28 protein-coding genes are annotated in these 23,716 nt (G+C 42.8%); 2 read left to right on the top strand and 26 right to left on the bottom strand.

From position 1 onward, the window contains the following. Positions 1 to 111 precede the first annotated feature (111 nt). Positions 112 to 2,394 (top strand): RNA polymerase recycling motor HelD, encoded by a 2,283-nt coding sequence (gene helD / locus IGJ17_RS09450; RefSeq protein ID WP_429961294.1) that lies wholly within the window; start codon positions 112 to 114, stop codon positions 2,392 to 2,394. Between the two features lie 62 nt (positions 2,395 to 2,456). On the opposite strand, the gene IGJ17_RS09455 is transcribed toward helD, so the two are convergent. The 24 genes from IGJ17_RS09455 to fabT all read right to left on the bottom strand — a co-directional run bounded on the left by IGJ17_RS09455 (position 2,457) and on the right by fabT (position 21,150). Next, positions 2,457 to 3,116 (bottom strand): hypothetical protein, encoded by a 660-nt coding sequence (locus IGJ17_RS09455; RefSeq protein WP_034872543.1) that lies wholly within the window; start codon positions 3,114 to 3,116, stop codon positions 2,457 to 2,459. A 209-nt stretch (positions 3,117 to 3,325) separates the two neighbouring features. Then, positions 3,326 to 4,048, bottom strand: a complete 723-nt coding sequence (locus IGJ17_RS09460; RefSeq protein WP_005225911.1) for a YebC/PmpR family DNA-binding transcriptional regulator — start codon at positions 4,046 to 4,048, stop codon at positions 3,326 to 3,328. A 79-nt stretch (positions 4,049 to 4,127) separates the two neighbouring features. Beyond that, the gene (locus tag IGJ17_RS09465; RefSeq protein ID WP_086332427.1) at positions 4,128 to 5,294 is read right to left on the bottom strand and encodes a nucleotidyltransferase; all 1,167 of its coding nucleotides are present in this window, start codon (positions 5,292 to 5,294) and stop codon (positions 4,128 to 4,130) included. Positions 5,295 to 5,321: 27 nt separating this feature from the next. After that, positions 5,322 to 6,050 (bottom strand): class I SAM-dependent DNA methyltransferase, encoded by a 729-nt coding sequence (locus tag IGJ17_RS09470; protein ID WP_016612181.1) that lies wholly within the window; start codon positions 6,048 to 6,050, stop codon positions 5,322 to 5,324. Next, on the bottom strand, positions 6,050 to 6,391 hold the full coding sequence (gene rsfS / locus IGJ17_RS09475) for a ribosome silencing factor (RefSeq protein WP_034878521.1): 342 nt from the start codon (positions 6,389 to 6,391) through the stop codon (positions 6,050 to 6,052). The genes IGJ17_RS09470 and rsfS overlap by 1 nt, the downstream gene beginning before the upstream one ends. An 11-nt stretch (positions 6,392 to 6,402) precedes the next feature. Next, a complete protein-coding gene (yqeK, locus tag IGJ17_RS09480; protein ID WP_005235599.1) occupies positions 6,403 to 7,002 on the bottom strand; it encodes a bis(5'-nucleosyl)-tetraphosphatase (symmetrical) YqeK in 600 nt (199 codons plus the stop codon). Beyond that, positions 6,992 to 7,633, bottom strand: a complete 642-nt coding sequence (locus tag IGJ17_RS09485) for a nicotinate-nucleotide adenylyltransferase (protein WP_429961295.1) — start codon at positions 7,631 to 7,633, stop codon at positions 6,992 to 6,994. Before IGJ17_RS09485 ends, yqeK begins: the two co-directional genes overlap by 11 nt. Before the next feature lie 12 nt (positions 7,634 to 7,645). After that, positions 7,646 to 7,957, bottom strand: coding sequence for a ribosome assembly RNA-binding protein YhbY (yhbY, locus tag IGJ17_RS09490; RefSeq protein WP_429961296.1), 312 nt, complete (start codon positions 7,955 to 7,957; stop codon positions 7,646 to 7,648). A 15-nt stretch (positions 7,958 to 7,972) separates the two neighbouring features. Continuing rightward, positions 7,973 to 9,091: a ribosome biogenesis GTPase YqeH gene (gene yqeH / locus IGJ17_RS09495; protein ID WP_008378172.1), complete on the bottom strand. Its 1,119-nt coding sequence runs from the start codon at positions 9,089 to 9,091 to the stop codon at positions 7,973 to 7,975. 1 nt (position 9,092) lies between these two features. After that, the gene (locus IGJ17_RS09500) at positions 9,093 to 9,617 is read right to left on the bottom strand and encodes a YqeG family HAD IIIA-type phosphatase (RefSeq protein ID WP_008378174.1); all 525 of its coding nucleotides are present in this window, start codon (positions 9,615 to 9,617) and stop codon (positions 9,093 to 9,095) included. Between the two features lie 360 nt (positions 9,618 to 9,977). Then, positions 9,978 to 10,703, bottom strand: a complete 726-nt coding sequence (locus IGJ17_RS09505) for an amino acid ABC transporter ATP-binding protein (protein ID WP_016612186.1) — start codon at positions 10,701 to 10,703, stop codon at positions 9,978 to 9,980. A 16-nt stretch (positions 10,704 to 10,719) separates the two neighbouring features. Then, positions 10,720 to 11,409: an amino acid ABC transporter permease gene (locus IGJ17_RS09510; protein WP_005225900.1), complete on the bottom strand. Its 690-nt coding sequence runs from the start codon at positions 11,407 to 11,409 to the stop codon at positions 10,720 to 10,722. Positions 11,410 to 11,431: 22 nt separating this feature from the next. Next, a complete protein-coding gene (locus tag IGJ17_RS09515; RefSeq protein ID WP_005235588.1) occupies positions 11,432 to 12,277 on the bottom strand; it encodes a transporter substrate-binding domain-containing protein in 846 nt (281 codons plus the stop codon). 190 nt (positions 12,278 to 12,467) lie between these two features. Next, positions 12,468 to 13,253, bottom strand: a complete 786-nt coding sequence (locus IGJ17_RS09520; RefSeq protein WP_005235587.1) for an acetyl-CoA carboxylase carboxyl transferase subunit alpha — start codon at positions 13,251 to 13,253, stop codon at positions 12,468 to 12,470. After that, positions 13,246 to 14,115, bottom strand: coding sequence for an acetyl-CoA carboxylase, carboxyltransferase subunit beta (gene accD / locus IGJ17_RS09525; protein WP_429961297.1), 870 nt, complete (start codon positions 14,113 to 14,115; stop codon positions 13,246 to 13,248). The genes IGJ17_RS09520 and accD overlap by 8 nt, the downstream gene beginning before the upstream one ends. 12 nt (positions 14,116 to 14,127) lie before the next feature. Further along, positions 14,128 to 15,492 carry an acetyl-CoA carboxylase biotin carboxylase subunit gene (locus IGJ17_RS09530; RefSeq protein ID WP_005235585.1) on the bottom strand — a complete coding sequence of 455 codons (1,365 nt, stop codon included), beginning with the start codon at positions 15,490 to 15,492 and terminating at the stop codon, positions 14,128 to 14,130. 7 nt (positions 15,493 to 15,499) lie between these two features. Further along, a complete protein-coding gene (fabZ, locus tag IGJ17_RS09535) occupies positions 15,500 to 15,928 on the bottom strand; it encodes a 3-hydroxyacyl-ACP dehydratase FabZ (protein ID WP_005225895.1) in 429 nt (142 codons plus the stop codon). 4 nt (positions 15,929 to 15,932) lie between these two features. Then, the gene (gene accB / locus IGJ17_RS09540; protein ID WP_016612188.1) at positions 15,933 to 16,415 is read right to left on the bottom strand and encodes an acetyl-CoA carboxylase biotin carboxyl carrier protein; all 483 of its coding nucleotides are present in this window, start codon (positions 16,413 to 16,415) and stop codon (positions 15,933 to 15,935) included. Continuing rightward, the gene (gene fabF / locus IGJ17_RS09545; RefSeq protein ID WP_016610185.1) at positions 16,416 to 17,654 is read right to left on the bottom strand and encodes a beta-ketoacyl-ACP synthase II; all 1,239 of its coding nucleotides are present in this window, start codon (positions 17,652 to 17,654) and stop codon (positions 16,416 to 16,418) included. It lies immediately after the preceding gene. A 12-nt stretch (positions 17,655 to 17,666) separates the two neighbouring features. Then, entirely contained in the window at positions 17,667 to 18,404 is a 738-nt protein-coding gene (gene fabG / locus IGJ17_RS09550) for a 3-oxoacyl-[acyl-carrier-protein] reductase (RefSeq protein WP_086316198.1), read from the bottom strand. Positions 18,405 to 18,413: 9 nt separating this feature from the next. Further along, a complete protein-coding gene (fabD, locus tag IGJ17_RS09555; protein ID WP_042890931.1) occupies positions 18,414 to 19,337 on the bottom strand; it encodes an ACP S-malonyltransferase in 924 nt (307 codons plus the stop codon). Positions 19,338 to 19,460: 123 nt separating this feature from the next. Then, the gene (locus tag IGJ17_RS09560) at positions 19,461 to 19,685 is read right to left on the bottom strand and encodes an acyl carrier protein (RefSeq protein ID WP_005225890.1); all 225 of its coding nucleotides are present in this window, start codon (positions 19,683 to 19,685) and stop codon (positions 19,461 to 19,463) included. 52 nt (positions 19,686 to 19,737) lie between these two features. Then, the gene (locus tag IGJ17_RS09565) at positions 19,738 to 20,700 is read right to left on the bottom strand and encodes a beta-ketoacyl-ACP synthase III (RefSeq protein WP_086332432.1); all 963 of its coding nucleotides are present in this window, start codon (positions 20,698 to 20,700) and stop codon (positions 19,738 to 19,740) included. A 9-nt stretch (positions 20,701 to 20,709) separates the two neighbouring features. After that, positions 20,710 to 21,150, bottom strand: coding sequence for a fatty acid biosynthesis transcriptional regulator FabT (fabT, locus tag IGJ17_RS09570; protein WP_008378199.1), 441 nt, complete (start codon positions 21,148 to 21,150; stop codon positions 20,710 to 20,712). A gap of 320 nt (positions 21,151 to 21,470) precedes the next feature. Between fabT and IGJ17_RS09575 the strand changes: the two genes are divergently transcribed. Continuing rightward, a complete protein-coding gene (locus IGJ17_RS09575) occupies positions 21,471 to 22,412 on the top strand; it encodes a GIY-YIG nuclease family protein (RefSeq protein ID WP_086332433.1) in 942 nt (313 codons plus the stop codon). A 68-nt stretch (positions 22,413 to 22,480) separates the two neighbouring features. Here the strand turns inward: IGJ17_RS09575 and IGJ17_RS09580 are convergent, their stop codons facing one another. Both IGJ17_RS09580 and IGJ17_RS09585 read right to left on the bottom strand, forming a co-directional pair. Beyond that, complete coding sequence (locus tag IGJ17_RS09580) at positions 22,481 to 22,711, bottom strand: YkuJ family protein (protein WP_005225886.1); 231 nt, start codon at positions 22,709 to 22,711, stop codon at positions 22,481 to 22,483. Positions 22,712 to 22,794: 83 nt separating this feature from the next. Further along, positions 22,795 to 23,670 carry an NAD(P)-dependent oxidoreductase gene (locus IGJ17_RS09585; protein ID WP_005235572.1) on the bottom strand — a complete coding sequence of 292 codons (876 nt, stop codon included), beginning with the start codon at positions 23,668 to 23,670 and terminating at the stop codon, positions 22,795 to 22,797. Between the last annotated feature and the right edge of the window lie 46 nt (positions 23,671 to 23,716).

The following is a 23,716-nucleotide window of genomic DNA, read 5'->3' on the forward strand; positions in this document are numbered from 1 at the left end:
GAACACCTAAGCTCTTTTTATAAATATTAGCATAGTTTCTTTTTTTCCACGACATTCACAGGGAAAATATGCTATAATTTTATGTCGCAATTTTTTTAAGGAGGATCCTTCGTGAACGAACGTCAAAAAGAACAACAACATATCAATGAGACCATTGCTCTGATCCACAGAGAACAAGCGATCCTTTCGCAGCAAAAACAAGAATTAGCCGCTAAAATGGATGATCAATTAAAAGAAATCGCCGATAAGAAAATTCGCGGAGGCGACAGTGAAGCCTTTTATGAATCAGTTATCGAGTACCAGCAGCATGAACAAGAACTGCTGATCAAGTATCAAACCGCAGAATCACAAGAAAAACGCGTCAAAACCCTAACAACGATGGCAGGCAATCCCTACTTTGCTCGAATCGATTTCAAAGAAGAGCAAGAAACCGAGACCCTCTATTTAGGGATCGCTTCTTTACGAGACAAAGAGGAAGAAACGATCGTCATTGACTGGCGCGCACCGATCGCTAATCTTTACTATGAAGGAGAACTTGGTGAAACATTCTACGAAACAGACACCGACCGTTTTACGGTAGAGCTGCTCTTAAAACGCCAGTTTAAAATTCAAAATGGTGAGATCTTATCGATGGTCGATACTTCGGAGATCATCAATGACGAATTTTTATTGGAAATCTTGGATGAGGCCTCTTCTTCTCAAATGCGTAACATCGTTTCAACGATCCAAAAAGCACAGAACCAAATTATTCGTGATACCACCAATAAATTTTTACTGATCGAAGGGATTGCTGGAAGTGGGAAAACCTCTGCTTTATTGCAGCGGGTCGCCTTTTTACTTTACCGGAATCGCAAATGGCTGGACGAAAAACAAGTCTTGCTGTTTTCACCCAATCATTTGTTTTCTGACTATATATCCATGGTCCTGCCTTCATTAGGGGAAAGTGAAGTGCCCACAAGAACCTTCCACCACTTTATCCAATTGATTCTGACTGGCTATGAAGTAACAAAAGAAACCCAACAAGAAGAGAACTTTTTAAGCGGCGACGATGATGCCATTGAAAAAATCAAAAGTAGTCTTTTCTTGGTGGAAAAAATCAACCGTTATGTCCGTTCGATTGCACCGATCGGCCCCTTGTTCCGTGATCTAAAAATCCAAGGGCAAACCTATTTGACAAAAGAACAGATTCGCCGCTGGTACCAAGAAACCAATCATGAATTGCCGATTTACCAAAGAACCCAACTGCTTCAAACAAAATTATTAAAAAAAATCGGCGGCTTGGAAAAAGATGAAGCCAAAAAAGACTGGGTCAAAGAAGCGACCGAAGAGCAATTGCAACAAGTATTTACCAACGATCCTCATCAAGAATACAGCGAAGAAAACGAACACCGTTTGCGGAAGAAACTCAGACAGCAGATCGTCCGTAAGAAGTTCCGTTCCTTGACGCGGGGAGTGAAAAACTTTCAGTTTATCAACCAAGCCAAGCAATACTTACACTTTTTACAATCGGTTGAGTCTGCTGCAGTCAAAGAAACTGGCATCGAGGCTGCGGCTTGGCAGCAAAGTATTGCCAACATTCGCCAAGGAATGCGCCAAAGACAAATCAAACAAGAAGACGCCGTTTTGTTTTTCTTACTGATCAAACAGCTTTATCCTGTTCACGTCGAAGAAAAAGCTCGGTTTATCTTTATCGATGAAATGCAGGATTTTCCACCAGCACAAGTGGCTCTGCTGCGTCAGCTTTATCCAAAGGCTGGTATCACCCTGTGCGGCGATTTGAACCAAAAAGTTTATGGCAATGAAACGATCGTCGGAGCATTAGCAGAATTATTCCCCCACGAAAGCGTGAAACGTTATCAATTGAAAACCAGCTATCGTTCGACTAAGGAAATCACAGATTTCGCCAATCAATTTTTAGTTGGCAGTGATCAAGTGGAATTGACGGCTCGTAAAGGTGCGGTACCAACAATTGTTAAAGGAACTGAATCTGAAAATCTGGCTTTCCTAGAAACCAGTATTCGAAAGGCAGCGGAGAATCAGCGTTGGCGCACCGCGATCATTTGTAAAACCGCAAAGGATTGCCAGCAGTTATATGCCCAGCTGACAGAAACAATGCAGGAACAAGTGCAGCTGATCACCTCTGAAGAAGACTTCATGAAACGCAATGTCATGATCTTCCCGGCCTTTTTAGCAAAAGGGCTAGAGTTTGACCAAGTATTTGTCTGGACACCAGGTGCCACTTTCGCGACTGAACAAGACCAATTGATTTTTTATACAATGGCGACACGGGCGATGCATCAGTTGACCGTCCTTACCCAAGAAGAATTGCCGCTTCTAGTGAAAGCTGATCCTGCCACTTATCAGTTTCAAGAAGCATCACGGATTGACGAATAACCTAACAAAAAAACATCACTTTCGACTGATTCTCAAATGAAACCAGCCGATTGTGATGTTTTTTAGCCTTTTAATTCGCCAATAAATAAGCGGGTTTCTGGATAACGCATCCCAACGATTGTTAAAATCATCTGCAGCTCAGAAACGTGTTCCGGATCTTCTGGAACAAATAATTTTGTATGACGTCCGATACTGCCATTATCGATCAAACGATGGGTACGATTCCATTGACTAAATTCCTCGATCGTTGTAAAGCGACTAAGAGGAAAACCAGCACCGTCGAGAATTTCCGTCAATCGAAAAAGCACATAAGAACTATCGATTACCAATTCTTTTCTGTGAGGTAAAGCACGCGTTCGCTTATAATCAATAATTGCTTTTTCTGGTCGGTGTTCTAAAAGCCAATCCAACAGCAAGAAGAACCCTTCCATTCGATAATCATCGATAAAGAGCCGTTCAGAGTATTCCGACATGCGAAAGACCAAAGGAATCAAGAATCGCTCTTTATAAATTAACAAGGGTGCGCGATCAACGACGACATTTAAATAACGATTCAAATAAGAAGAACCACGATAATCGCCTAGACGATACCCTTCCACCCCATACTTTTGATATTTCCGACAAAGAGCCGAGCAGTCAGAAATCGATACAGACACTTCTGCTAGCTTTTCAAAACCACTTAAGATTCGATTAAATGGCTCTAAAACGATTTTTTCTTCCATGTCTGCCCCCCTAACGAGTTGTTTGCTTATGTAGTAAATCATAACATATAAAATGTCTGGAAACCAACTGAAAAGACGATGAATATTGAAGAATTTTCAAGAGAAGTGCTTCTCGCTCTCTTGTTTTTTCACTTGACTAAACAACGGAAGGTTGATGAAAAAAACACCAAAAACTGGCAGCCAGATCACCTCTAGGCTGCCAGTATGTCTTATTCTTCAGCGTCTGCCACATTGTGATAGACATTTTGAACATCTTCAAGATCTTCTAATACATCGATCATTTTTTCGAATTTTTCTAGATCATCGCCAGTCAAGGTTACTTCATTTTGAGGAATCATTTGCATTTCAGCAATTGAAAATTCGGTGATTCCTTTTTCTTTCAAGGCTTCCTGAATGGCATGGAAGTCACTTGGTTCACCGTGAACGATAATTTGTCCATCTTCTTCAACAACATCACGAACATCGATCTCCTTGTCCATCAAGTATTCTAAGATCTCATCAGCATCGTCACCAGCAAAGCCAAATAATGCTGTGTTATCAAACATATAAGCAACTGCCCCAGAAACACCCATATTCCCGCCGTTTTTACCAAAAGCGGCCCGAACATCGGCTGCGGTACGGTTGACGTTGTTTGTCAAAGTATCGACGATCACCATTGATCCATTTGGTCCAAATCCTTCATATCGAAGTTCTGAGTATTGTTCATCGCCAGAACCTTTGGCTTTTTCAATCGCACGGTCAATAATGTGTTTTGGCACATTGTAGGTTTTCGCACGTTCGATAACAAAGCGTAATTTTTGGTTCGCGTGAGGATCAGGATCACCCGATTTTGCTGCTGCGTAGATTTCGATTCCAAATTTTGCATAAACTCGGCTATTGTTTGCATCTTTAGCAGTTTTTTTCGCTACGATATTTGCCCATTTACGACCCATGATTTCACTTCGCTTTCTTGTTTTTAAAAATCCTTATTCATTATACTTGTCAAATGGCGTTCTGTGAAGTAATTTTCACTTATTTATCAATAAAAAGCGGAATTCTTCGAAAATTTTGTTCTGTGATTTGAGGATTCCCTTGCTGATAGATCTGGTCGATCCGCAATGACAAGCCGTAGCGCTGTGCTTCTTTCTTACCGAATTTAGCGATCAGCGGAAGGGTCAGCTCTTTTTTGACTTCTTTTAAATAGTGCTGCCCTTGCTTTGTATAGCCTAAGACTCGAATAAAGGGATGTGCTTGGGCTTCCTTCATTTCAGCTTTTGTCACTTGGAACAATACATAACAAGCAAGACGCTGCAGTCTCGTTTGGGTATAGCGTTTTGTCTTTAACAACTTGATAAAATCTGCAAACGAATCCGCCGCAGTCACATATTGTTTTAGTCGATATTCTAGTCCTTCTTCCATCTGGTAAATAGCAGCTAATTTTTCGAGGGGGGCAGAAATGATCTGGTATTGAAGATACGGCCAAAAGGTTTCCCAGTCGACTGTTGTTTGCGAAAGAAATTTTTGTGTTGCTTCAGGAACAAAATCCACAACAGCTTCACCTTGTTTGAGACCTTGACGAATGGCTGTGGCACTAGCGATCGTTGGATGCTCAAATTGTTCTGAATGATAAGAGGCCGCAATTCGTTGGATGGGAACAAGCCTCATTGGTTTTTCATAACACAACACTTCCCGTGCATACGCCATACCCAACAGATGATTCGGCTGGTCTTTTTCTGCATGGTACTCAGGATAAAGCTCACTGAGGACCATACTCATTTTTTGACTATAGGTAGCATTTTGCCTAGCTATGCGTTGAAATGCGTCATCGATCATCCGCTGATTTTCTTTTTCAAACTGAGCGAACTTTGCATAGTCAAAGGGTTGTTTCGCATCTGTTCCAAAACACAAAGAATCACATTGCAGATTTTGTAAGATCCTAATCGCTCCCGCTGCAAAAAAATCAGCAGACTGGACGGCCCAAGCGGATGGCAGTTCAACGACCAAATCGACGCCATTTTGCAATGCCGCTTGGGCTCGTTGCCATTTATCGATGATTGCTGGTTCGCCACGCTGTAAAAAATTCCCACTCATCACGGCTACAATGACATCAGCGTTGGTTTCTTGCCTGGCTTTGTCCACATGGTATTGGTGGCCATGGTGAAAAGGGTTATATTCTACGACTAGTCCGCAAGCCTTCATCGACATCCCTCCTGTTTTACATAACGGTTACTTATGGCAGACAAAAAACCAGCGACGGCTTTTTTCATTTGGTTTTGTATCGATAAAATCAGCGTAGCATTCAACATTAGCAAAACCAGCATTTTCTAACATTCTTAAATAGCTTTCGAGAGGATAGGTTCTTTCTTGATGAAGCTCATCTAAGCGTTCAAACAACCCATTCTCTTGTGCAACAAAAAAGGTCAAGAAATGTTCAATGCTATGGTCTTTTTCTCCTTGATAGCTTTCCCAAAGAAAGGCAAATTCATCCGTCTGGTAATGGTAGCTATAATCAGGAAACACTTCATTGATTTGATATAAGGAATGCACATCAAATAAAAAGACGCCATCTTCTTCTAAACAACTGTAAACACCATCAAACACTTGCTGCACACTCTGCTCATCTTCCATGTAGCAAAGAGAGTCAGAATAGCAAGTAATAGCTTGATAGGTGCCAATATCTACGAGATCCAGCATGTCACCCGCAACAAATTGCACAGCCGCCTCTTCTTTTTCAGCCCGTTGACTAGCGATCATCAGCATCTCTTCTGAAAGATCTAACCCAGTCACATCAAAACCAGCCTTGGCAAATTCAACGGCTAACGCACCGGTTCCACAAGCCAATTCTAACAGCTGTTTTCTTTTTCCTAAATGACGACAAGAAAAATCCAGCCACTTTTTATAGAGACTGGAATCCATTACTTCGTCATAGACAAATGCGAAGGTTTCGTAAGCCATTACGCCACGACCCATTCATTAAGATCCACAAGCGGCGCATCAGACCATAATTTTTCTAGGTTGTAAAAAGCACGTTCTGAGGCACTGAATACGTGAACGATTACGTCACCTAAGTCGATCAAGACCCATTTTCCACCATCTTTTCCTTCGACACGGCGAACAGATACTTGACTTTCTTCTTCTTTATCGATGACTTCATCAATGATCGCATTGATTTGACGTTCACTATTTCCTGAACAGATCACAAAGTAATCTGCTAGCAAAGAGATTTCCCGCACATCTAATGCCATAATATCTTCGGCATGTTTTGAATCGGCGGCTTTTACAGCAATTTCTAATATTTTCTGACTATCTATGGTAATTCCCTCCTATATTTGGCTACCCAAAAATTGTAGGTTTCGATCGTTTTTGGGTAGATAACTGCTTCTGTTTCGATCAAATGAAGCAAGGTATGTTTCGTTTCGTAAGCAACAGCGGCATCTAAGTCGATCATTGCGATTTCCCTAGCCTCAACGACTCCAGGAAACGTACGCCCGGGTTCGATATAATCTGCCACATAGATGATTTTATCTAGTAGGCTCATCTTGGCAGCTCCGGTTGTGTGCAAACGGATCGCTTGTAAGATTTCATCATCATCGATCTCTAATTCTCGTTGAACGAAATCAGCACCGACGAGTCCATGCCAGATAGCATTGTTCCAGTTCAAGAGATCCAATTCAAATCCATCTCTACGAATGACTAATCGAAATTCTTCATCGCTGCGTTCTTTGGCATAATCATGAGTCAAAGCAGCGATGCTGGCTTTGACCGGTGAAGCGCCATATTTTTCCGCAAGGGCAACGGCCGTTTTTTCGACACCTAACACATGCTCAAAGCGCTTTTGACTCATCTGCATTTGGACCTTTTGCATCAAAAGTTCCCGTTCTGCTTGTGTGTAGTGTTCACTCTTCATCCAAGTACAACCCCTTTTCTTGAATATAGTGTAACACATTATCAGGCAATAAGTAGCGAACCGAACAACCTTGTTGCACTTTTTTACGAATTGTTGTTGAGCTGACATCCATTAGAGGAATATCGATCCAAATAATCGGGTATGGGCTATCGATCGGCACTTCCGGGCGGCGAACCCCCACAAAAGTTACCAATTCCATCAGCTCATCGATTTGATGCCATTTTGGTAAATAGTTCACCATATCCCCGCCAATGATAAAATAATAATTAGTATCTGGATTCTTAGCTGTCAATTCCCGCATCGTATCAACCGTATAACTCTTACCTTTTCGTTCCAACTCAATGGTCTCTACAGCAAATCGCGGATTATCGGCGATCGCCAACTTCAACATCGCTAAACGATGCTCAGCGGGAATTGTCTTTTTCTCATCAACATGAGGCGGTAAATACTCAGGCATTAAATAAACTTTATCCAGCCCTAATGCTTGCCCTACTTGCTCACCCATGACCAGATGTGCGTAGTGTACTGGATTAAAATTTCCACCAAGAATGCCCACTTGCTTTTTCGGTACAAGTTCTTGTGTTTGTGTCTCTAAAACCGTTTGTACCTTTCCAAATGTTTGTCCTTGCATGCCTTCTCCCTCCTAAATTGAACGAACTTTGCTTGAAATCGTTTGGTATTTTTCTTTACTAGACGGTTTGAATAAAACGATCACTCGTCCGATGATCTGAACCACTTCACAGCCAACTTTCTCAAGGATCGTTTCAGCTGCTTCGTCAGCAACCTCATCGGTATTTTGGAGTAATGAGACTTTGATCAATTCTCGTTTTTCTAGTGCTTCTTCAATTTGCGCCATCATCGCGTCATTCAAGCCGCCTTTGCCGATTTGAAAAATCGGGTTTAGATGGTGCGCTTCACTTCGTAAAAATTTTTTTTGTTTTCCTCGTAAGTCCATAATCTTCCTTCTTCCTTATACTAATGCTTTACGTCTAAGCACATCGACACCTTTTGGCGCCCACCCGGCGATGACACATGGTTTGGTGATCGTGATCCAGCCAAGTCCAGCAAAAACGATATCGGTTTTTTCTTTGATTGAAAATTCGAAACGGACGAGTTCAGGAAAATCCGCCACTTCATCTGCTCGTGGCGGCTGCAGCAGCCCACCAACATGTTTCTCATAAAATTCATCGGCTTTACTTAATTTGGTCCGATGGATCGCTACATCATTCGCTACATAGGCAACAAACGAACTTCGTTCTCCTTGTATGAAATCAAAACGGGCAAGTCCCCCTAAGAACAAGGTTTGTTCAGGGTTCAATTGATACACTTTCGGTTTAATTTCTTTGGCTGGTGCCACGATTTTCAGATCTTTTTTACCTAAATAGTGTGCCATTTGATGACGATGAATGATTCCTGGTGTGTCGATCAAAAAGTGCCCGTCGTCCAATGGAATCTCAATTTTATCCAATGTAGTTCCAGGAAATCGCGAAGTGGTGATCAGCTCGTTGATCCCTGCTGTTTGTTTGATGATTTGATTGATCAATGTTGATTTTCCAACATTCGTCACACCAACCACATACACATCACGACCTTCACGATACGTTTCGATCGCTTGTAGCAACGCTTGGGTTTCACCCGGTTTCTTGGCACTCGTCAACAATACATCGACGGGTCTTAAACCGACTTCGTAAGCCCGTTCCTTCATCCATTGGGTCATTTTCGATTTTTTCAAAGATTTCGGTAAAATATCCACCTTGTTGCCCACTAATAAAACAGGATTATCACCAACAAAGCGGTGCAGTCCTGGGATCAATGAACCATTAAAGTCAAAAATATCGACGACATTAACGATCAAGGCGTCTTTTTCCCCGATTTCATTCAGCAAACGTAGGAAATCATCGTCTGTCAGCGCGACATCTTGGATCTCATTGTAATGGCGCAAGCGGAAGCAGCGTTGACAATAGACTTCTCCTGATTCAAGTCCTTTTTCTAATGCAGATTGCGGGGTGTACCCCAATTCGTTAGGATTTGTTGTTTGAATCAATGCCCCGCAGCCGATACAGTGAATTTCTTCGATTCCTTCTGTCATATTAAATTCCTCCACGCCATTTTAACTCTGGGTTGTGTTTCAATAAATAGTTCATGATTTTTCTTTCTGCTGCTCGATTAAACTGGGTTTTCCAAGAATCCGTTGGGATCACTGGTTTCACTAGAATGCTGCGAACACCAGCACGATTGGCACCTCGTACATCCGTCATAATCTGATCGCCGATCATGACAACCTCTTCTTTTTTCAAGCCTAATTGCTGATACCCTTGTTTGATCCCTCTTGAAAAAGGTTTTAATGCGCGGTGTACGTACTTTAAACCAAAAGGCGCAACAGCCCGTGCCACGCGTTCACTATTGTTGTTAGAAACGACAATCACCGGTATGCCAGCGTTTTTCATTTCCAATAACCAGTTTTTTAATTCTTCGGTTCCATCAGGATTATTCCAAGCAATCAAGGTATTATCAAGATCGGTCAAAATCCCTTTGATCCCCTGTGCCTTTAGTTGGCTAGGGGTGATTTTATAAATCGCATCGACCATCCAAGTCGGTTTATAATTTGAAAACATAGAATCTCCTTTACTATCTGATTTCTTCGCATGTTAAAAGTCGGCGACTAGTCATCGATCCACATAGTCGATCTTTAAAAAGAAACCGTACTAGCTGTTGACAAGCAAGCAGGCAGTTTCTAAAAGGATCAGACCTCTTCAACCTGTAATTATACAATAGAATCTTTTTGAATACTAGCAAGTGCGCTAGTTTCTGCAGGTTTCTTGTAAAAGAACTGAAAAACGAAGGTGTCGAAACAACAGTTTGTTCCATCACTTCTTTAAAGTAGTCTTTTTTTCCGTCAAAAAAGCATCCTTTTACTGAAAGGATGCTTAGAAAAAGTCCAAAATTGTCATTTGCAACTGCGAGCTTCTCGCATTTTACAATACTTTACTTAAAAAATCAATGGTTCTCGGGTTTTTCGGATGATCAAAGAGCTGTTCTGGCGTTCCTTCCTCCATAATGATTCCCTGATCCATAAATAAAATCCGATCCGCGACTTCCTTCGCAAAGCCCATTTCATGAGTGACGATGACCATCGTCATTCCTTGCTGAGCCAAACGCTGCATGACAGACAATACTTCGCCAACCATTTCAGGGTCTAACGCAGAAGTCGGTTCATCAAAGAGCATCACATCCGGTTCCATCGCCAAGGCACGTGCAATAGCGATCCGTTGCATTTGTCCACCAGATAGACTTTGTGGATAGGAGTTTGCCTTATCAGGCAGACCTACATCATTCAATAGTTGCTTTGCTAGTGTTTCAGCAGCTGGTTTTGCTACCTTTTTGACTTTCGTCGGGGACAAAGTAATGTTTTCTAAAACCGTCATATTCGGGAAAAGATTGAAATTTTGAAAAACCATGCCCATTTTTTCCCGCATCTTATACAAATCATTCTTTGGATCGGTAATATCGGTTCCTTCAAAAAAGATTTTTCCGCTTGTCGGTACTTCTAGTAAGTTTAAACAGCGTAAGAACGTGCTTTTTCCTGAACCAGATGGTCCAATCACCACAACGACTTCTCCTTGCTCGATCGTCGTTGTGATCCCTTTCAGCACTTGATTGCTGCCAAAGGTTTTGTGTAACTCTTGAATATCTAACATCATAGCTTGTCTTCTCCTTTTAACGACGATAGCCTTTTCCTAGTTTCTTTTCCCATAAACTCAATAGTCGCGAAGTCGTAAACGTCAAGATGAAATAAATGACCGCCGCCACATAGAAAGGCGTTAATGGTTGGAAAGAACTGGTGACAACGATCTGCGCACTGTTCATCAGCTCGTAGATGCCGATCGTTGAAAGCAAAGAGGAATCCTTGATCAAAACGATAAATTCATTGCCTAGTGGCGGCAAGATGTTGCGTAGTGCTTGTGGCAATACGACATAACGCATCGTTTGAAAAGGCCGCAGCCCTAAAGAACCAGCCGCTTCTGTTTGACCGTAATCAACGGCATTGATTCCCCCTCGGACGATCTCAGCAACATATGCCCCAGAATTAAGCGAGAGCGCAATGATCCCAGGAAATAACCGCCCAAAATCAAGACTCAACACACCGATCGAGACTGTCGGCAAGGCAAACATGCCTTGCAAAAGACCAAAAGCGATCAATATCTGCACCAACATTGGTGTGCCGCGGATGACTTCAATATACGCATTAGCAAACCAGCGCAAAGGCGTCACTTTTGATAATTTCATTAGGGCAAAAATCACCCCTAGAATCGTTCCAAAGATCACGGTGATGATAGAGATCACGATGGTGATCACCACACCAGAAAGAAAATAAGGGTAATATATCGCTAAAAAGGATAAATCCATAATTGTGTCTACTCCGTTCTATCTATTGCGCCGCATTTTCGTTGGCTAGATCTGTGTTCTTTTGTACATACTCATCGATTGTACCATCTTCAATCAATTCTTTCAAAATACTGTTTAGCTCTTCTTGTAGTTCGGTACTCCCTTTAGGTAAAGCAATTGCATAAGAATCGCCTTCAGACGCTTCTAATGCTACATCAGTGATCACGAGGTCATCATTTTGTGCAACATACGATTCAGCCACCGCACTTTCAAGCACCAAACCGTCGATCGATCCTTGTTTCAATTCATTGACTAGATTCGGAACTTTGGCGATGGAAACCAATTGCGAATCCGCTAATTGGTCTTGAACGATCATTTCTTGGATCGAGCCTTTTTGAGCGCCTACCTTTTTGCCAGACAAGCTTTCGATTGAATCAAATGCCGACTCATTGTTTTTATTAACAACTACTTTTTGTTCTGGTGTAAAATAGTTATCGGTGAAATCAAAAGTCTGTTTACGTTCGTCAGTTGCTGAGATGCCTGAAACAGCGATATCGGCTTTTCCTTGTTGCAAAGCAGTCAAGACAGCATTGAAATCAAGGTCCAAAATATTCACTTCGACACCAAGACGATCAGCGATCTCATTGACCATATCGATATCTGCGCCCACGATCGTATCTTTGCCATCAATCAAGGCATGAAATTCAAAGGGGGCAAAGTCAGCAGAAGTTGCCACATTTAACACACCGGCTGCTTTGATGGCTTCCAATTGGTTATCCGCCGAACCGCTGGCACTAGAACTGCCAGTACTCGATGAGCCGCCATTTCCACAAGCTCCTAAAACCAAAATCCCCGTCAATACAACAAGTGCTCCAAATAATTTTTTCATTAAAAACGCTCCTCTTCAAAACAAATATTTATGCAATATAATCTTCTTATATTCAGAATATATACATAATAGCACAGAATAATTAAATTTTAAACTAAAAACTTCGTCATTTGCACGATTTATTCAATAACACTTTTAATAAAAAAATACTAGGATACCCTCTCTCTAATCAGAGTGGATATCCTAGTTGTTAAAATCGGCGAAAACGCTGATACCTTGCCTCAAGCAATTCTTCTGTTTGCAACGTAGAAAGTTCAGCGAGTTTCGTTGAAATTGCCGCTTTCATCTGTTCCATCAATTGCTCTTTCGGTAAAAAGGCCTCTTCATGGGTTTCAGCAATCACTTTTTCAATAACGCCTAATTCAAATAGTTCTTGGGCAGTGATCTTCATTAAACCAGCAGCTTCTTTGGCCCGGCTACCATCTTTCCATAGGATCGAAGCAAAGCCTTCGGGAGATAAAATGGCATAGATCGAGTGTTCCATCATCCACACTTCATCCCCTAAAGCCAGTGCTAAAGCACCGCCGCTGCCGCCTTCACCAATGATGATTGCCAAGATCGGCACCGTTAAATCGGACATTTCCATCAAGTTACGGGCAATCGCTTCACCTTCTCCCCGTTCTTCCGCGCCAATACCACAAAACGCCCCTGCTGTATTGATCAATGTGACCACAGGTCGCTGAAATTTTTCTGCTTGCTTCATTAAGCGTAACGCTTTTCGATAGCCTTCAGGATGTGGTGAGCCAAAGTTTCTGCGTAAATTTTCAGGTAGATTACGGCCTTTTTGAATACCGATCACGGTCACTGGCTTGCCATCTAAACAAGCTATCCCGCCAACAACGGCTTCATCTTCGCCAAACAGACGGTCTCCATGAAACTCTTCAAACTCAGAAAAAATGCCTTCAAAGTAATCCAGTGCCGTCAAGCGGTCTTTGCTGCGAGCGAGTTCAACGATTTCGTGGGCTGCTCTAGTCATTGCGATTACATCCTTTCCGCGTATGCAAAGAAATCAAATGGTGGATTTTCTCCCGCAAGTTCGTCCGTGGAACGATTTGATCGACAAAGCCATGATCTAACAGGAACTCTGCCTTTTGAAAATCTTCAGGTAGTTCCTGACGAATGGTTTGTTCAATCACACGTCGTCCAGCAAAACCGATCAATGCTTGCGGTTCTGCCAGGATGATATCCCCTTCCATCGCAAAACTAGCGGTAACGCCACCGGTGGTCGGGTCCGTTAAAACCGTTAGATAAAACAAGCCAGCTTTACTGTGGCGTTTTACTGCCGCGGAGATCTTCGCCATTTGCATCAGTGACAAAATCCCTTCTTGCATCCGAGCCCCACCCGAAGCGGTAAAAAGAACAACTGGTAGCTGTTTTTCGATCGCACGTTCAAACAAACGGGTGATTTTCTCCCCCACGACCGTTCCCATACTGCCCATGATGAAATTCGCATCCATGACACCGATTGCTAACGGCAATCCTCGAACTTTGGCTTCTCCCGTTAGAACAGCCTCATGCAAACCAGTTTTTTCTTGCATTTGTGCGACTTTATCCAGGTACCCTGGGAAATCAAGGGGATCTTTTGTGGTAACATCTGTGTCCCATTCTTCAAAACTTTTTTCATCAATCGTGATAGCGATCCGTTCCCAGGCGCTGATCCGGAAATTATACCCGCAGTGGGGACAGACTTTTTCTGCCCCCATCTCCTTCGTATAAAGCGTTCGTTTGCAACTAGGACATTTCGCCCAAAGATTATCTGGGACGACTGGTTCGTTCGTTGGCAGCTGACCTCGATTAGGATTGATGCGAATGTAGTTTTTTTTCTTAAATAAAGCCACTCAACTTCCCTCCTATTGTTCAGGTGTCCAATTTGGCAAAAATTCCTCTTGTAAAAAGGCGGTTGTATAGTCTCCCGCAATCACTTTCGGGTGACTGATCAAGTCCATTTGGAATTCTGCATTCGTAATGACACCATCGGTCACTAATTCAGCTAACGCCCGCTGCATTTTCATCAATGCTTCAAAACGGTTCTCGCCGTGAACGATCACTTTAGCGATCATGGAATCATAATAAGGCGGGATCGTATAGCCGGAATACATGGCACTGTCTACCCGTACACCCAAGCCTCCACCAGGCAGAAATAAATTGTTGATCTTGCCTGGTGACGGTGCAAAATTGAAGGCTGGATTTTCTGCATTGATCCGACATTCGATTGCCGCACCTGTCATCTTGATGTCTGCTTGTGTCAAGCCTAGCGGTTCGCCACTAGCAACTTCGAGTTGTTTTTTGACTAGATCAATGTTCGTCACCATTTCAGTGATGGGGTGTTCCACTTGGATTCGAGTGTTCATTTCCATGAAATAAAACGCCCCAGTGTCTGCCATTAAAAACTCGATCGTGCCGGCATTTCGATACCCTACCGCTTGTGCGGCACGTACCGCTGCTTCTCCTAGCTCTGCTCGTTTGCTTTCAGAAATCACCACAGAAGGAGATTCTTCCAACACTTTTTGGTTGTTGCGTTGCAGCGAGCAATCGCGTTCACCAAGGTGGATAATATTACCAAAAGAATCACCTAACACTTGCACTTCTATGTGTCGAGCAGGATAAATGATTTTTTCAATGTACATTTCATCGTTGCCAAATGCCGCTTTCGCCTCTTGCTGTGCCGAAGCAAAATGATGTGGTAACGCTTCTTTATCGGCGACTTTCCGTATCCCTTTACCGCCACCGCCGGCTGCTGCTTTGAGCATGACCGGGTAACCAATCTCTTCAGCGATCGTTAAAGCTTCTTCCACATCAGAAATCGCGCCTTTGCTTCCGGGAATGACCGGTACTTCTGCTTCGATCATCAAGCGTCTTGCATTGATTTTGTTTCCCATTGCATCGATAGTCTCACTCTTTGGCCCAATAAAGACGATATTGCATTCCTCGCACATCGCAGCAAAGCGGCTATTCTCTGAAAGAAAGCCAAAGCCGGGATGGATCGCCTCAGCCTTTGTGACGATCGCAGCGCTTAGGATCTGCTGTACATTCAAATAAGAGTCAGCTGCTTTGGCAGGTCCGATACAAATCGCTTCATCGGCAAGCTCTGTGTGCAACGCTTCTTTATCTGCTTCTGAATAAACGGCGACCGTTTGAATACCTAATTCGCGACAAGCGCGAATGATACGTACGGCGATTTCGCCACGGTTTGCGATCAATACTTTAGAAAACATGTCTCACCTATCCAATCATGAAAGTCAATTCTGCTTCCGCCACTTTTTTCCCATCAACATAGGCAATTCCTTTGCCGATGCCGGCTGCAGATTTTACTTTGATTATTTCTACTTCTAAGATCAAGGTATCGCCTGGTGTTACTTTTTTTCTGAATTTTGCTTTGTCTAAACCGCCAAAGTAGGCAGTTTTCCCACGAAAGTCTTCCAATGACAATAATGCCACAGCACCTGCTTGCGCCATTGCTTCCACGATCAATACTCCAGGCATCACTGGTTCATGGGGAAAATGGCCTTGGAAAAACGGCTCATTAATGGTAACGTTTTTCTTCGCAACGACCCGTTTGCCTTCTTCTAACTCCTCAACGCGATCCACTAAAAGCATCGGATAACGATGAGGGATGATTTCTTTGATTTCTTGAATCGTTAATGCGCTCATTGCTTTACCCTTCTTTCACACGGAATAATGGTTGATTGAATTCAACGATTTGTTCGCTTTCAACCAAGACTTCAACCAATTCGCCATCGACGTCGCTGACGATTTCATTCATGACTTTCATCGCTTCAACGATACAAAGAATATCGCCTTTTTTCACGTGATCGCCGATTTGCTTAAAGTTATCTTTGTCAGGACTTGGTTTCAAATAAACGACACCCACTAACGGCGAGACAACTTCTTTGCCCTCTAAGACAGGTTTCGCCGCTTCTACTGTGTCAGGTGTCGCTGAGACAGCAGGCGTTGGTACAACAGGAGTTGGCGCAGCATTCGCTGCAGGAGCAGGCGCAGGTGTAGATTGTGCATTTTGTAGCCCACTTGTCGTATTTTTATTAAAATAAAGTTCAAACGTCTCTTTTTTTAATTGAAGCTCAGTTAACGTCGATTGATCGAATTGGCTGAGCAGCTCTTTTATCTCATGTGTTTCCAATTACGCTTCCTCCCAACGTTTCAGCAAGATCACTGCATTATGACCGCCAAACCCAAGTGAATTACTCATGGCATAGGTCAATTCTGCTGGTTGGCTTTGATTGATAACAACGTTCAAGTCGATCTCAGGATCTTGTTCTGTCACGTTGATGGTTGGTGGAATAAATTGATGTTGTAATGCTAATAGTGAAGCAATGGCTTCGATTCCACCAGCCGCCCCAAGCAAATGACCAGTCATTGACTTTGTACTGCTGACATATGGTTTTTTATAGTCTTCGCCCAATCCGTATTGGATCGATGTCGCTTCTGCACTGTCATTGGCGGGCGTGCTTGTACCGTGGGCATTGATGTAACCAACTTCAGCTGGGGTAATCGCCGCTTCTTGCATCGCTAATTTCATTGCTTTTCCAGCACCTGATCCATCAGGGTTTGGCGCAGTCATATGGTAGGCATCACAGTTCGCACCGTACCCTACGACTTCACCTAAAATCGTTGCCCCACGTTTTTGTGCATGCGCCAATGATTCTAAAATGAAGACGCCAGCGCCTTCACCCATGACAAATCCACTACGATTTTTATCAAACGGAACGGAAGCTTTGTCAGGGTCTGATTCAGTGGTTAACGCCGTCAGAGAAGCAAAACCAGCAATACCGATTTCACAGATCGTCGCTTCTGAACCACCAGCGATCATGACATCTGCATAGCCATGCTTGATGTTTCGGAAAGCTTCACCGATTGAATGGGTACCAGAAGCACAGGCGGAAACAGTCGTCGTACAAATGCCTTTCGCACCTACCCGTAACGCAATGTTGCCGGCAACCATATTTACGATCGACATCGGTACGAACATTGGTGATACCCGATTTGCTCCTTTGTCATGCATTCGAATCACTTGGTCTTGAATCGTTGGCAAGCCGCCGATCCCCGAACCAACCATCACGCCAAAACGATCCACATCAATGGTTTCTGTATCTAACTTCGCCATTTCCATCGCTTCTAACGCCGCATAAATTCCATAAATGGAAAAAAGATCCATCCGCTTCGTATCTTTTTTAACGAAGTACTTTTCTAACGGAAAATCTTTGACTTCAGCGGCAACTGAGATCCCTGTTGCTTCTGCGTCAAATTTTGTAATCGGGCCGATGCCGTTGGTCCCGTTTTGTAAACTTGCTAAAAATGTTTCTGGGTCATTTCCGATTGGAGAAGTGACGCCGTATCCTGTAACTACTACTCGATTCATCTATTCTTCCTCCTACCCTTGCATTGCCATCCCGCCGTCTACACTGATCACCTGACCAGTGATGTAGGGGCTTTTTGCTAAAAAGACTGCTGTTTGCGCAACATCCTGTGTGGAACCAAAACGCTGTAACGGAATATTTGCCAATGATTGTTCTTTGACTTTATCCGACAGCACTTCAGTCATCTCTGTTTCGATAAAACCTGGGGCGATCGCATTGCAGGTGATCCCCCGAGCGGCACCTTCACGAGCGGCAGATTTCGTAAAACCGATCACGCCAGCTTTACTTGCCGCATAGTTGGCTTGCCCGATATTTCCCGTCAAGCCGACCACACTCGTCAAATTGATGATGCGGCCTTCTCGCAACTTCATCATTATTTTCAGCGCGTGCTGCGTCATATTGAAGGTACCAGTCAAATTGATTTTGATCACGGAATCAAAATCTTCCGGTTTCATTCTCAACAATAATTTGTCATTCGTGATCCCGGCATTATTGACTAAAATGTGGATCGGTCCGACTGCCGCTTCTGCTTCCGAAAGCATGGCTGCCGCTTGATCAAAATCAGAAATGTCCCCATTGATTGCTACACATTTCACGCCGTAGCTGGTGATGCGATCGATCAGTGACTGGGGAATTTCTTTTCGTCCATTTAAAACGATATTCGCTCCTTCTTTGGCAAAGGCTTCCGCGATAGTAAAACCGATCCCTCGCGAGCTACCAGTTACAAAGACGTTTTTATTTTGCAGATCCATAAATTCCTCCTAGTTGAATCGGGCTAGTGTATCTGCCAACGTTTGGCTATCTTCTACACGCGCAGTCTGGATTTCTTTGTCTATTTTCTTCATAAAACCGCTCAATACTTTTCCTGGTCCGATCTCGATGACTTGTTGGATGCCAAGTTCCTTCAGTGTCGCAATGCTTTCGTAAAAACGCACTGGTGATTTCACTTGCAGCGTCAACAGTTCCTTGATTTGGTCTTGCTGCATCGGCTGCGCGGTCGTATTGCTGATGACAGGTACTTGCAACTCATCAAAGGTAATTTGAGCTAATTCCTGTGCTAATTGCTGCGATGCCAGTTCCAACAAAGCAGTATGGAAAGGACCGCTGACATTTAAAGGAATCACCCGTTTGGTTCCAGCAGCTTGTAACAATTCCACCGCTTTATCCACTGCCGGCGCTTCACCGCCAATAACGATCTGCTGCGGCGTATTGTAATTCGCTGGTGTCACGATCCCGACTTGACTTGCTTCTTTACAGATTTCTTCAATCGTTTCAGCGGGTGTGTTCATCACAGCGACCATTTTCCCAACACCTGCAGGCGCCGCACTTGCCATATACCGACCGCGCTTTTGCACCAATGCGACTGCGGTCTGGAAATCAAGCGCACCACTAGCGACTAAGGCTGTATATTCACCTAAACTTAAGCCAGCAACAGCATCTGCTTCGATTCCTTGCGCATCCAAAAGTCGCCAAAAAGCCGTGCTTACTGTTAAAATGGCAGGCTGTGTATATTCCGTCTGGTTTAAACGTTCGTTTTCAGTAAAGCATAACTCGGCCATATCATATCCTAGAATAGTGCTGGATTGTTCAAACGTCTCACGAACGATTGCTTCTTGGTGATAGAGCTCTTCCCCCATTTTGGGGTACTGTGCACCTTGACCGCTAAATAAAAAGGCTGTCTTCATCTTGCACTCCTTCATTACTTTGTTCGTTGTTGTTGGAGAACATGGCTTCTTGCAGTTCGTCTATGAATCAGCAAAAACACGTTCTTAAAAAGGAAAGGCTAGGCTGTCTGCCTAGCCTTTGTTTTATGCTTGTTGTTTTTCTACATATTTAACTAGATCTTCAACGGTTGTGATACCATCTTCTGTTTCGATCTTCACATCGAATTCATCTTCGATCTCGTTAATGATTTGGAAAAGATCCAAGCTGTCTGCTTCTAAATCTTCTTGGATGTTCGTGTTCAATTTAATTTCTTCTTTTTCTTTTCCTAATTCTTCTGCTACGATTTCTTGAATTTTTTCGAATACCATGTGTATATTCCTCCAATGTGTTTTTCAATAGTAATTTTGTTTCGTGAACAAGTTATAAGGTGGCTAACATAGTTCCCCATGTCAATCCGCCGCCAAAACCTGAGAACACCACTTTTTGACCACTGCCAAGGGACAGTGTACCTCGTTTGATTTCTTCATCTAGCAATAACGGAATCGAGGCTGCCGAAGTATTGCCATAATCTTGCATATTTTGCAAAAATTTCTCACGGGGTTGCTTCAGCTTGCGAGCAACTTTGTCTAAAATGCGTGAATTTGCTTGGTGAAGCAAAAAATAATCAATTGCTTCATCTTGTATCAGATCATTGATCGAGGCGACCACATCACGCGTCGCAAAATCAAAGATTTCTCGTCCAATCATTTGCATACAAGCACTATACGCCGGAACGTTTTGTGAAAAAGGATTCTCATTCGTCCGAAAACCAGATGTTAAGGACATGCCTCGCGTCCCATCTGCTTTTAAAGACTCTTTGAGCAAATGCTGCTCTGAAGATGCTTCCAGCAATAGACCACCGGCACCATCTCCGAATAAAACAGCCGTCGAACGGTCGTTCCAATCCAAGACCTTTGAAAGTACTTCTCCACCGATGACCAATCCTTTTTTAGAGCCTGTTCGAATCAGTTTTTCAGCCATAGACAATGCATAAACGAAACCAGCACATGCTGCACTGATATCAAAAGCAAAGGCATTGACTGCCCCAATCGCCCCTTGGACTTGGCAAGCAACCGCCGGTGTATTGAAATCCGGTGTGATCGTCGCTACCAAGATAAAATCCAGACTTTCTGCTGAAAGCTGAGCATCTTGCAAGAGCGTTTGAGCGACGCGAATACAAAGGTCAGAAGTGTTTTCGCCAACAGCGACTCTTCTTTGTTTGATTCCCGTGCGAGAATGAATCCATTCATCTGAAGTATCCATCAAATTTGATAGATCATCATTTGTTACGATTTTTTCTGGAACATAACTTGCAGTCGCGGTAATTTTTCCAAACATATTCATCCATTATTCTCACTTATAATCTTGTAAAAAGTCATGCAGATTTTTCAGTGCTTTCAACAGTGCCTGTTCCTCTTCAGGAGACATCTGACTCAAGACACCTTTCACCATCTCACGATGAAAATGCTGATGAACACGATAAAGGAGTTTTCCTTTTTTCGTCAAACCTAGTTTGACGACTCGCCGATCATCTTCACTGCGAATCCGTTCTACATATTCTTTTTTCACCAAACGATTGATCGCGATGGTCAAAGTCCCAACAGTGATCGAAAGCTCTTTGGCAACTTCAGTCGTGGTCTTTTTTTTGTACATCCCGATGGCTTCGATGGTATGCATTTCGGTAATTGAAAGGTCTTTGAATTGAGATTTTTTCAATTCAGATTCTTCAATCACTAAGATGTCATTAAAGACGCTGACTAAGTAGTCATTAACTGTTTCTAAATTGGGTTCCATAACCTTCACCATCCGAATACTTTGATAATCAAATCATTTGATAGTCAAACTATATCGGAAGTTATTGAGAAATGCAAGAATTTTTTCGAACTTTTTTTATTTTTAAGCACATTTTTATTTGAGAACTGATTTTCTAAGATTCTAAAAGCTGCGAGTTGACAAAACAATCCGTTTCCGTTATAGAGAAATTTCCTTTGAATGTCAAAGTTTATCATTGCGTTGTCTCCACTCTATTCCTATTTTTTTCTTGTCAACGGCCAGCAAACGTTGCTCTCTCCGCTCTCATCTGCTACTCTTTGAAGGAAGGAGAGGAAAGATCGATGAATCCGAACAAAGAGTTTCTAAAAAACAAAGCAAATGCACTGCCTGAAAAGCCTGGCGTTTATCTAATGAAAGATCAACACAACGAAGTCTTGTATGTGGGAAAAGCCAAATCATTGAAGCAGCGTGTCGTTTCCTACTTCCGAAAAAACCAGCAGCATGCCAATAAGGTACTTCGACTTGTTTATAATGTCGTTGATTTTGAAACTATCGAAACAGATACCGAATTGGATGCACTATTACTTGAATGTCGTTTGATCCAAGCTTTTCATCCTATCTACAACCGCCAAATGAACCATTCAGCGAACTATTGCTTTGTTGATTTGACGAATCATAGCTTCACGATCACTCAAACACCACAAATTGGCAGTTATGGCCCCTTTCGACAAACAAAAAAATTGCCTGTGTTGTTTCAATTATTGTCAGAAACGTTTCAATTGCCGACTGTCAACGAACTGACGCTATTAACCTTACGTAAGCAACTCCCTCAAATGGAGGCGTATTCCTTGGAAGAGAAGTGGCGAGAGATCGGCTGTTTTTTTGCAGGAAAGAAGACCGACTGTTTTTCACTCCTTAAAAAACGCTTGGCATACCTGATTGATCACTTATTGTTTGAACAAGCTAGTGTACTGCAGCGAGAGATCCATTTAGCAGAAAGCTTTTACCAAGAAATCGTGAGGGTCAATCAGTTCATTCAAGAACCGGAAGTGATTTTTTCGATTCCCCTTGACTTAGAGGAGCCAGTATCACAGACGACTCAACTCAAATACTATCAAGTCAGCTTTGGTAAGTTGATCCAAACAAACATTCTTTCTCCCGAAGAAACATTCCAGCCACTTCCGCCATCAAGCGCTGCGCTTCCTTTAGCCCCGGAAGATCTCGATCCATTAGGGATCATCCTTAATCACCTGTATCGCCAAGAAAAAGCAGCAGAAAAATAAAAAACAGCAAGCCTAAGTAGGCTTGCTGTATAGAAATGAGAAAGCGACGACGAACGTCCCACTCATTCTTATTGGATCAAATCATAGATTTCCATGGCTACAATATCAACATTATCAAATTGATAAGATTGACTTGATTCTGCTTCCGTTAATTCAAACGTTTCTGTCGAATTGTCATAAGTAACGGTACATTTTTCGACGCCTTCTTTTTCAAAACGACGTACTTGAACTTCATTGTCTTGCGCTTCGACCATCGCTTCTAAACGTTTGATGATAGCGACTAATTGCGAACTTTTCATTCGTAAGCCTCCTTTTTCTGTCCGTTATATTGTATCAAAACATCCTCTATCTTGCATTGATTTTTCGTATTTTTTTTGTCATTTTAAGATTTTTTTCCATCTTGCCACCAAAGTTTAATCAGCGCCTGCGTTCCGTCATTTTCATAGCCTTTTTCAGCCAACTGATCATACAATTTTTTAGCTAAAGTGGTGCTTGGCAAATCCAATCCCATCTTCTTGGCTTCATCCAGAGCGATCCCCAGATCTTTGATGAAATGTTTGACAAAAAAACCTGGTGAATAATCCTCTTTTAGGATACGTGGACTGTAATTCGTCATGGACCAATTGGCTGCACCACCGCCAGAAAGGGTGTCAATCACTCGTGGTAAATCTAGACCCGCTTGGTTCGCATAGACCAGCATTTCTGTCATCCCCGTCATGGTTCCGGCAATCATGATCTGATTGGCCATTTTCGTATGCTGACCCTTTCCAGCCCCTCCTTGAAGTTGAAACGTCTTTCCTAATACTTCAAAAAGTGGTTTTACTTGTTGGTAAGCTTCTTCATCGCCACCAACCATAATCGTTAGCGTGGCGTTTCTCGCACCAAGATCACCACCAGAAACTGGCGCATCAATACTCGCTGCTCCTTTTTCCTTCGCTGTCTGGTAGATTCGTTCTGCCAAATCAGGTGTGCTGGTTGTAAAATCCACCAATGTTTTGCCCGTCACAGCCGTTTGAAAAATCCCTTGAGGCCCATAGTAAACCTCTTCAACGTCGGATGGATACCCAACCATTGTAAAGATGATTTCACTTTCTGATGCAACTTCTGTTGGGGTGTCACACCAAATTGCTCCATTCGCAACGAGTTCATCTGTTTTTGCTTTCGTCCGATTGTAAACATTCACTGTATGTCCTGCAGCTAAGAGATGACCAACCATCGCTTGACCCATGACACCAGTACCGATAAATCCTAATTTCATGCAGATCCCTCCAAAATAAAAAAGTTCATGTCTTTAGTATACGCTA

Source organism: Enterococcus sp. DIV1096b (genome assembly GCF_050498765.1).
Taxonomy (GTDB): Bacteria; Bacillota; Bacilli; order Lactobacillales; family Enterococcaceae; genus Enterococcus_D; species Enterococcus_D entomosocium.